This window comes from Streptomyces sp. SID14436 (genome assembly GCF_010548465.1).
In the GTDB taxonomy this organism is placed as follows: domain Bacteria; phylum Actinomycetota; class Actinomycetes; order Streptomycetales; family Streptomycetaceae; genus Streptomyces.
The window spans coordinates 21,603-31,492 of sequence record NZ_JAAGMD010000726.1 but is presented as its reverse complement, the minus strand read 5'-3'; the positions used below and the strand labels follow the sequence as shown (position 1 = coordinate 31,492).

Sequence of the window (9,890 nt, the reverse complement as noted above, 5' to 3'; positions counted from 1 at the left end):
CCGCTCGGGGCGGCGACGGCCGCGCGTACCCGGGAGGCGGCCCCGGCGGCCCCGGCGGCCCGCAGGGGCCTCACGGCCCTCAGGGTCCCGACGGCGAGGAGCAGAGCCCCTGGTTCAACACCCCCCGGCACATCGAGTACCAGGGCGGCTACGACCCGACGTACGACCCGGCCGAGCAGTACGCCTCCTGGTACGAGGAGCAGCAGCAGGCCGACCAGTACCGGGACCAGTACGAGGAGGAGCCCCCGCTCCAGGAGCCCTCGCCGGAGGAGACGGGCAGCTTCCCGATCCCGGTCGTGCCGGGCGGGCGCACCCGTGAGCTGGGCGAGGGCGGCGCACCCCAGGAGGCCCAGGAGCCGCAGGCGTTCCCCGGGCCCCGGCAGCCGCAGGGGCAGGGGCAGGGGCAGGAGCCGGACGAGGAGGCCCTGTACCAGGTCTTCAAGCAGTCGATCCACGACAGCTTCCCCACCCCGCGCGAGTTCGGCGAGAACATCGAGGCGACCTTCGGCACGCCGCTGAAGGACGCCGAGGCCAAGCGCATGGTGACCCGCTTCTCCAACCGCTTCAACGCGGAGCTGGAGGAGAACCACATCGCCTGACCCGCACCACCACGGCACGAGGAGGGGGCGCCCGGTTCAGAACCGGGCGCCCCCTCCTCGCCGTACGCGGATCCTCGGGCGACGGCCGTCGTCCGGCCGTGCCCCTGACTACTCCCCGAGCAGCGCCCGCACCCGCTCCTGGCCCACCGCCAGCAGCAGCGTGGGCAGACGCGGGCCGGTGTCGCGGCCCACGAGCAGGTGGTAGAGCAGCGCGAAGAACGACCGCTGGGCGGTCTTGATCTCCGGCGGCAGTTCCTTCGGCGTGGCGTCGGCGGAGAACCCGGCCTGGACCTTGGGCACCCCGTAGACGAGGTGGGTCAGCCCGTCCAGGGACCAGTGGTCGGCGAGGCCGTCCAGCAGCAGCCGCAGGGACTGCCGGGCCTGCTCGTCGAGCGACTTCAGCAGCTCGCCGTCGGGCTCCGAGCGGACGATGGTGCGGTGGTCGGCGGGGACGTGGGTGTTGATCCACTCCTCGGCCCGGTCGTAGCGCGGGCGGGCCTCGTCGAGGGAGGCCAGCGGGTGGGCCGGGTCGAGGTCGTTCAGGATGCGCAGCGCCTGGTCCTCGTGGCCGGCGGTGATGTCGGCGACGGAGGCCAGCGTGCGGTACGGCAGCGGCCGGGGCGTGCGGGGCAGCTCGCCGGCCGCGGTGCCGACCGCGCGGGCGTGCGCGGCGACGTCACCGGGCAGCGCGGCGCCCTCGGCTACCTTGGCGTCGAGCCGGTCCCACTCGTCGTACAGCCGCTGGATCTCCTGGTCGAAGGCGATCTTGAAGGACTGGTTGGGCTTGCGCCGGGCGTACAGCCAGCGCAGCAGCTGCGGCTCCATGATCCTCAGCGCGTCGGCCGGGGTGGGCACGCCGCCCTTGGACGACGACATCTTGGCCATGCCGCTGATGCCGACGAAGGCGTACATCGGGCCGATCGGCTGCTCGGCGCCGAAGATCCCGACGATCTGGCCGCCCACCTGGAACGACGAGCCCGGCGAGGAGTGGTCGACACCGCTCGGCTCGAAGATCACGCCCTCGTAGGCCCAGCGCATCGGCCAGTCGACCTTCCACACCAGCTTGCCGCGGTTGAACTCGCTGAGCCGGACCGTCTCCGAGAAGCCGCACGCGGTGCACGCGTACGTCAGCTCGGTGGAGTCGTCGTCGTAGGCGGTGACGGTGGTGAAGTCCTTCTCGCAGTTGCCGCAGTACGGCTTGTACGGGAAGTAGCCCGCGGAGCCGGAGCTGCCGTCGTCCTCGGCGGCGGCGCCGGAGCCCTCGGCGGCCTCCAGCTCCGCCTCGTCGACCGGCTTCTGCTGCTGCTTCTTCGGCGGCGCCTTCTTGGTGCGGTACTGGGCGAGGATGGCGTCGATGTCACCGCGGTGCTTCATGGCGTGCAGGATCTGCTCGCGGTAGGCGCCCGAGGTGTACTGCTCCGTCTGGCTGATGCCGTCGAACTCCACGCCCAGCGCGGCCAGCGACTCGACCATCGCGGCCTTGAAGTGCTCCGCCCAGTTCGGGTGCGGGGAGCCCTTCGGCGCGGGCACGGAGGTCAGCGGCTTGCCGATGTGCTCGGCCCACGTCTCGTCGACACCGGGGACGCCGGCCGGGACCTTGCGGTACCGGTCGTAGTCGTCCCAGGAGATCAGGTGCCGGACCTCGCGGCCGCGGCGGCGGATCTCGTCGGCGACGAGGTGCGGGGTCATGACCTCGCGCAGGTTGCCGAGGTGGATCGGGCCCGAGGGGGAGAGCCCGGACGCGACGACGACCGGTTTGCCCGGGGCCCGACGCTCCGACTCGGCAACGACGTCATCCGCGAAACGGGAGACCCAGTCGGTGGTCTCGGTGCTCTGAGCCACGATCGGCACGTCCTCTTTCCTGGAGTTTCTCCTGAGCCAGCCGGTACGGTCGCACGGCTGACCGCCCCATTCTCCCAGGCCCGCCCGTATCCGCGAAAACCGCTTTTCACCGCGTGGGATACTCGGCTTCCGTAGCAGTCAACGCACCCAGAGCAGAACGGCAGCCTCCATGGCCTCGGTCACGTCCCTCACCGACTCCGTCCAGCAGCAGCTCGAGTCCGCCCTCACGGCCACCCGGCCGGAGGCCGCCGGCGCCGACCCGCTGCTGCGACGAAGCGACCGGGCGGACTTCCAGGCCAACGGCATCCTGGCGCTCGCCAAGAAGGCGAAGGCGAACCCGCGGGAGCTGGCGGCCGAGGTCGTCGGGCGGATCACCACCGGCGACCTGATCAAGGACGTCGAGGTGTCCGGGCCCGGCTTCCTCAACATCACGCTCGCCGACCGGGCGATCACCGAGAACCTCGCCGCGCGGCACGCGGACGGCGAGCGCCTCGGCGTCCCGCTGAAGGAGAACCCGGGCATCACCGTCGTCGACTACGCCCAGCCGAACGTGGCGAAGGAGATGCACGTCGGCCACCTGCGCTCCGCGGTCATCGGCGACGCCCTGCGCGGCATGCTCGACTTCACCGGCGAGAAGACCATCGGCCGGCACCACATCGGCGACTGGGGCACCCAGTTCGGCATGCTCATCCAGTACCTGTTCGAGCACCCCGGCGAGCTGGCCCCCGCGGGCGAGGTCGACGGCGAGCAGGCCATGAGCAACCTGAACCGCGTGTACAAGGCGTCGCGTGCGCTGTTCGACGCGGACGAGGACTTCAAGGAGCGGGCCCGCAAGCGGGTCGTCGCCCTCCAGTCCGGCGACAAGGAGACCCTCGGACTGTGGCAGCAGTTCGTCGACGAGTCGAAGGTCTACTTCTACTCCGTCTTCGAGAAGCTGGACATGGAGATCCGCGACGAGGAGATCGTCGGCGAGTCCGCGTACAACGAGGGCATGCCCGAGACCGCCCGGCTCCTGGAGGAGATGGGCGTCGCGGTGCGCTCCGAGGGCGCGCTCGTGGTGTTCTTCGACGACATCCGCGGCAAGGACGACCAGCCGGTCCCGCTGATCGTGCAGAAGGCCGACGGCGGCTTCGGCTACGCGGCCTCCGACCTGACCGCGATCCGCAACCGCGTCCAGGACCTGCACGCCACCACGCTGCTCTACGTCGTCGACGTGCGCCAGTCGCTGCACTTCAAGATGGTCTTCGAGACCGCCCGCCGGGCCGGCTGGCTCAGCGACGGCGTCACCGCGCACAACATGGGCTACGGCACGGTGCTCGGCGCGGACGGCAAGCCCTTCAAGACCCGTGAGGGCGAGACGGTGCGGCTGGAGGACCTGCTGGACGAGGCCGTCCAGCGGGCCGCCGAGGTCGTCCGGGAGAAGGCGCGCGACCTCACCGAGGACGAGATCCAGGAGCGGGCCGCGCAGGTCGGCATCGGCGCCGTGAAGTACGCCGACCTGTCGACGTCCCCGAACCGCGACTACAAGTTCGACCTCGACCAGATGGTCTCGCTGAACGGCGACACCAGCGTCTACCTCCAGTACGCCTACGCCCGCATCCGGTCCATCCTCCGCAAGGCCGGCGACGTCCGCCCCGCCGCCCACCCGGAGCTGGAGCTGCACGAGGCCGAGCGCGCGCTGGGCCTGCACCTGGACGCCTTCGGCGACACGGTCTTCGAGGCCGCCGCGGAGTACGCCCCGCACAAGCTGGCCGCGTACCTGTACCAGCTGGCGTCGCTGTACACGTCGTTCTACGACAAGTGCCCGGTGCTGAAGGCCGGTTCGCCGGAGCAGGTGGCCAACCGCCTGTTCCTGTGCGACCTCACGGCCCGCACGCTGCACCGCGGCATGGCCCTGCTGGGCATCCGCACGCCCGAGCGGCTCTGACCCTGCGCCGGACCACGGCGCGCGAGCGGCCCGCATTCCCACCGGGGGTGCGGGCCGCTCGCGTCGGGCACCGGAGCGGGCGGCACACGGTCCGGCCGCGTCCCACGCCGTCCCACCGCGTCCCGGCCGGGAGGACGTCCGCGCAGGTCGGAGCGTGAGACGTCCCGCATTTTCTCGCTCATGGTCAGGAACCGCTCACCTGACGTCACGGGCCCCTACGCTCACCCCTGCTTCGAACAGTCGACGCAATCGAAGGGTGATCATGCGCCATCGTTCCATCGCGGCCTTCGCCTCCGTGGCCACCGCCGCCATCGCCTCCACGGTCCTCACCGCCGCCCCGGCCCAGGCCTACAGCCCGAACCCGAGGGTCATCCAGCACGACACCGCGCACACCAAGTACTGCCCCTGCCGGTTCAGCGACGCCATCGACGGCACCTACTTCGAGAAGGACGACGGCGGCATCGGGGCCAAGGTCGTCTTCGGCAACGCGAGCGGCTACCCGCTGGCCAAGGTCGAGTTCCACCCGTACGGCGAGAAGCTGATGATGTACGACGTCGTGAACGACGGTGACGGCCTCTACTACAAGGTGTCCTACGAGGGCGACGGCGGAAAGTACGGGGTGTACTCGCCCCCCGGCACCTCCAATGCCTGGGACGTCAGGACGGTGAACCTGAACATCCCGGAGGGCAGGCGCGTGACGATCCAGGTCTACGACGACAAGGCGCTGACCGACCACGTCCGCACCATCACGGCCACCGCCTGACGTTCCTTTTCCGCTGCCGGCCCCCGAGTCACGGGGCCGGCGGCCGGGCACCGCCCCCGGCGTCTATCCGAGGTCGGTCGTGCCCTCCGGCACCCACCCGTCCCCGCCCAGCGGGAACTCGTACGCCGGACGCCCGTTGTTGCCGCTGGTGCGGAAGGGGCGCCCCTTGTCGTTCACGACGAGCGTGCCGCTGCGGGAGCCGCTGGACCACTTCAGTTCCAGGTACCAGCTCACGTCGTAGGCGGACGCGTCGGCGGTGATGTAGTACACCTCGGGGTCGGACTCGCTGACCTTGAAGGGGAAGTCCCGGTGCCCGGACTCCGGCGTCAGGGACGGCCGCGCGGCGTCCAGGGCGACCGTGAAGGACCGCGCCGGCACATTGCCGCCGCAGCCGACGCCGGGATAGCCCATCGCGTAGTCGTTCCAGGCCAACGGCGTCCGTTTCCCCTCGACGCGCACGGCGATGCCCTCCACGACCACCGTCTCCGGGCCGGTCCCCTGCACGCTGAGCCGCACGAGCTGCTCCCCCGACGACACCGCACCCTCCGCGGCGACCCAGGCCGTCGCGTCCTGCTCGACCGGCGGCGGGTGCACCTTGCCCGGCGGCGCGGCGATCAGGTACCGCTGCGAGCAGGGGCTCTCCCAGGCGTACGGTTCGGTGCGCACGGTGACCGGCACCGCGTCCCCGGCGGCCCGGCCGCCCGGCCGAGCGGCGGGCCCGGAGGCGGGCGGGCTGCTCGCGTCCTGGTCCGCCGTGCTCGGGGAACCCGATGGGGAGGCGGAGTCGGACGCGGACGGCGCACCGGCCGTCGGGGATGCGGACGCGCCGTCCGTGCCACCGGTACCCGCGGCCCCGACCTGCTCCCGACGGCCGTCACCGTCCGTCCCGCCGCCCGGCGGTCCCACCACGGCCACGACCCCGACCAGCACGGCGGCCACCGCGGCCCCGGCCAGGACGGCGGTACGGGTCCGGCGCCGGGGGCGGGGGCCGGGACCGGACTCGGACGGGACGGCACCGTCCGCCGCGGAGGACTCGGCAAGCCCGATGGCAACGGCAGCCCCGTTGTGCCCCTCCGGCCCTTGAGCCTCCGACCCCTGCCCCTCCTGCTCCGCTGCCCGAACCTCCGTCGCCTGCTCGGTCCGGCGCCCGCGTGTGGCGTCCGCCAGCACCCACCGCCGGTGCAGCTCGACCAGTTCGGCGGGGGCGGCCCTGCACAGCCGGGCCATCCGCTCCACCGGCGCGTAGTCGGTCGGCACGGCGTCCCCGTTGCAGTACCGGTGCAGGGTCGACGTGCTCATGTGGAGCCGCTTGGCGAGGACCCCGTAGCTCAGCCCGGACCGGTCCTTCAACTCCCGCAGAAGCGCGGCGAACTCCACCGCCGGCGTGGCCTCCGACACCGTTCCTCCATCCCCCGTGTCCCGTTCCACCGTTCCAGGGGACGGTCGTTTCCCCAGGTCACGGCGGTGTCGGCGTTCCAGCGTCCCGGATCCTCCCGCAGAGGTGGCGGCCGGGACGGAGCACGCCGCACGCTCTGGTCATCCAAGCACGCCGCTCCCGCCGACCGGAGGAGCGGCCACGCCGAACCTCCGTCTGACGACAAGGAATTCGCCATGCGTACGTCCCGCATCCGTCTGCTCGCCGCCGCCGGAATCACCCTCGCCACCCTGTCCCTGACGGCCTGCCAGGACGGGACGGGCGCGAAGGACGAGGGCGCGGCCCGGCCCTCCACCGCCCCGACGGCGAGCACCGACAGCAGCGACGGCCCCGCTGCCGGGTCCGAGGCCACCGCCCCGAACCAGCCCGCCCAGGCCGGCACGGACAAGGGCGGCGACAAGACCCCCGCGACCGACCGCACGAAGGGCTCCGACCGCTCGACGGGCGGGGACCGGCCCACGGACCCCTTCGACCCGAAGGCCCGCGTCGCCTGCAACGGCTCCAACACCGCCGTCACCGCCCAGCCGGTCCCGCGCCCCCTCAACCACCTGCTGATCACGGTCCGGAACACCGGCTCGAAGGTCTGCGACCTGACCTACTACCCGGTCCTCCGCTTCGACGAGATGCAGTGGGTGCCGCGGCCCATCGAGGAGTCGAAGCCGCAGGCCGTGGTCACCCTCGCACCGGGCGAGTCGGCGTACGCGGGCGTCCTCCTGTCGGCCGCCGACGGCAGCGGCGACGGCGGCACCACCGGACACCGGCTGACCGTCGGCTTCCAGGGCCGCACCCCCAACAGCGACGGCGGGCCGGCGGCGACCCCGTCCCTCCCGGCCAAGGGCGTGTACTACGACAGCTCGCTGACCGTGACGTACTGGCAGCAGTCGAAGGAGGACGCCCTGACCTACTGACCGCTCTTTCCCGCGCTGCGGCTACTGCCGACCGCGCTCCAGCATCTGGGCCGCCTCGGTGGCCCAGTACGTGAGGATGTTGCGCGCCCCGGCCCGCTTGATGCCGGTCAGCGCCTCCAGGACGGCCCGGTCGCGGTCGATCCAGCCCTTCTCGGCGGCGGCCTCGATCATCGAGTACTCCCCCGAGATCTGGTAGGCGGCGACCGGCACGCCCACCGTGTCGGCGACCCGGGCCAGGATGTCGAGGTAGGGCCCGGCCGGCTTGACCATCACCATGTCGGCGCCCTCTTCGAGGTCCAGCGCCAGCTCCCGCATCGACTCCCGCACATTGGCCGGGTCCTGCTGGTACGTCTTGCGGTCGCCCTTGAGGGACGACCCGACGGCCTCACGGAACGGCCCGTAGAACGCGGAGGCGTACTTCGCGGTGTAGGCGAGGATCGCTACGTCCTCCCGGCCGATCTGGTCGAGGGCGTCCCGGATGACGCCGATCTGCCCGTCCATCATCCCGCTCGGCCCCACCACATGGGCGCCGGCGTCGGCCTGGACCTGCGCCATCTCGGCGTACCGCTCGAGCGTGGCGTCGTTGTCGACCCGCCCCTGCTCGTCCAGCACCCCGCAGTGCCCGTGGTCGGTGGTCTCGTCGAGACACAGGTCGGACATGACGAGCAGCTCGTCCCCGACCTCCGCCCGCACGTCCCGCAGGGCCACCTGGAGAATTCCGTCCGGGTCGGTCCCGGGCGTGCCCACGGCGTCCTTCTTCGACTCCTCCGGCACCCCGAACAGCATGATCCCGGAAACCCCGGCCGCCACGGCCTCCGCCACCGCCTTCTTCAGGCTGTCCCGCGTGTGCTGCACGACCCCCGGCATCGCCGCGATCGGCACCGGCTCACTCACGCCCTCGCGCACGAAGGCCGGGAGGATGAAGTCGGCGGGGTGCAGCCGGGTCTCGGCGACCATCCGACGCATCGCCGGAGTGGTCCGCAGACGCCGGGGCCGAGTACCGGGAAAGGATCCGTACGTCGTCATACCACCTACGCTACGCCCGCCGGGGCGGTGCCTTTGCCGACGGCCGGTCGGCGGCCCGGGCCCACCGGGGCGGACCCCGCCCGGGCCACGGCGACGGACGGCGGCAGAGCCTCCCGGCACAGCTCGCAGCGGGGACCCGCGCTCCGAGCCAGCGGGCGCCCGGAACACCGCCCTGCCGCTCGACGCGTCACCGGAACCCGCCCGCTCAGGCCGCGCATGCGGCCCCGTCCCACTGCGCCGCCCCGTACCGGCAGTCACGGCACCGCCCCGGTTCCGCCGACCGGAAGACCCGCTCGCAGCCGTCGCAGTCCTGGAAGGGGTCCGGGCGGCGGACCCCTGCCGTCACCGTCACCGGTGGGGCGGTGGGCGCCGGGGGGAGTGGGGGCGGCAGCAGTTCCCGCAGCCGGTAGGCGATGACGCCCGCGGGGTGTTTGAGGGAGAGGGGGAGGTCCGCGGTCAGTGTGCGGTGCACGGCAGCCGGGCTGGCCCCTCGTTCGAGCCAGGCGACGACGCTCGGGGCCAGTCTGTTCACGTCCCGCGCGGACAGCGTGAGGCGTTCGTCGGTCCGGCGCAGCCCGGAGAGCAGGCAGGCCGCCTCCTCGTGCCGCGGATCGGGCTCCGGCTGCGGTTCGGGCACCGGAGGTTCTGAGGCGCCGCACTCGGCCGGAACAGGGGCCGCAGCCGGCGGGTCCGCCGGCCGCTCCGCGGGCCGGTCACCCTCCTGGGAGGGTTCCGGCACCTCGTCGGGAGCATGCACCGCCGGGGTGGGCACGGCCCTCGGGCGCACCGCCCCGGACACGGAAGCGGCCTTCTGCGGCTGCGGGCACGGCAGGTGATGGGCGTACGTCCGCGTCACCAGGCGCCCCTCGCGTGTGTGCTCCCGCACCCGCCGCAGGTAGCCGTGCTCCTCCAACTCCCGTAGCGCGACGGCGATCCGGTCCCGCCCCTCGGGGAAGCGCAGGGTGAGGCTGCGGATGTCGACGAGGGTGCCCTCGGGCACCGACAGGATGTGCGCGGCCAGTCCGATCGCGGTCAGCGACAACGCGTGGTGCTGGGCGAGGTGGTTGCCGATCAGCACGTACTGGCCGGACTGGTACGTGCGTACGTGGATGACACCGGAGTGGGTGGTGGATCGGCGAAGGCCCTGATTCGGGCGCGGGGCAGGGTTAGGCTTCTGTTCAGCCATGGGGAAGGTGTCCTCTTCCTTGTTGGTTAGGCCCTCGCCTTGGGAGTGCTAGTCCCTGCGGGGGCCGATTCATGTACGGGCTTGTGGAAGCGCCGAGTTGAGTCGGCGCCGCTCGTGCCGAGACTGCCCGCCCGACCCACCGCCGCGCCAGCCACTTCGGCCGGTTTCACCCAGCCGAGTGATCTACGCGAGGTTTGGTTGGGT

7 protein-coding genes and 1 pseudogene are annotated in these 9,890 nt (G+C 72.3%); 4 read left to right on the top strand and 4 right to left on the bottom strand.

All coding sequences use genetic code 11. From position 1 onward, the window contains the following. Positions 1 to 599 (top strand): annotated as a pseudogene (locus tag G3I53_RS26375) (hypothetical protein); the annotation flags it as partial. A 108-nt stretch (positions 600 to 707) separates the two neighbouring features. On the opposite strand, the gene lysS reads toward G3I53_RS26375, so the two are convergent. After that, on the bottom strand, positions 708 to 2,450 hold the full coding sequence (gene lysS, locus G3I53_RS26370) for a lysine--tRNA ligase (protein WP_164337685.1): 1,743 nt from the start codon (positions 2,448 to 2,450) through the stop codon (positions 708 to 710). 160 nt (positions 2,451 to 2,610) lie between these two features. On the opposite strand from lysS, the gene argS reads away from it, so the two are divergent. Further along, positions 2,611 to 4,368: an arginine--tRNA ligase gene (gene argS, locus G3I53_RS26365; protein WP_164337686.1), complete on the top strand. Its 1,758-nt coding sequence runs from the start codon at positions 2,611 to 2,613 to the stop codon at positions 4,366 to 4,368. Between the two features lie 262 nt (positions 4,369 to 4,630). After that, positions 4,631 to 5,131 (top strand): hypothetical protein, encoded by a 501-nt coding sequence (locus G3I53_RS26360; RefSeq protein WP_203592445.1) that lies wholly within the window; start codon positions 4,631 to 4,633, stop codon positions 5,129 to 5,131. Between the two features lie 63 nt (positions 5,132 to 5,194). On the opposite strand, the gene G3I53_RS26355 is transcribed toward G3I53_RS26360, so the two are convergent. Further along, positions 5,195 to 6,529, bottom strand: coding sequence for a helix-turn-helix transcriptional regulator (locus G3I53_RS26355; RefSeq protein WP_164438838.1), 1,335 nt, complete (start codon positions 6,527 to 6,529; stop codon positions 5,195 to 5,197). Between the two features lie 213 nt (positions 6,530 to 6,742). Here G3I53_RS26355 and G3I53_RS26350 point away from each other — a divergent pair, with 213 nt between their 5' ends. Beyond that, the gene (locus tag G3I53_RS26350; RefSeq protein WP_164337076.1) at positions 6,743 to 7,474 is read left to right on the top strand and encodes a DUF4232 domain-containing protein; all 732 of its coding nucleotides are present in this window, start codon (positions 6,743 to 6,745) and stop codon (positions 7,472 to 7,474) included. Between the two features lie 21 nt (positions 7,475 to 7,495). On the opposite strand, the gene hemB is transcribed toward G3I53_RS26350, so the two are convergent. Together hemB and G3I53_RS26340 are read right to left on the bottom strand one after the other, a co-directional pair. Next, the gene (hemB, locus tag G3I53_RS26345; RefSeq protein ID WP_164337078.1) at positions 7,496 to 8,500 is read right to left on the bottom strand and encodes a porphobilinogen synthase; all 1,005 of its coding nucleotides are present in this window, start codon (positions 8,498 to 8,500) and stop codon (positions 7,496 to 7,498) included. 205 nt (positions 8,501 to 8,705) lie between these two features. Then, positions 8,706 to 9,686, bottom strand: a complete 981-nt coding sequence (locus tag G3I53_RS26340; protein WP_164336353.1) for a helix-turn-helix domain-containing protein — start codon at positions 9,684 to 9,686, stop codon at positions 8,706 to 8,708. Positions 9,687 to 9,890: the final 204 nt, after the last annotated feature.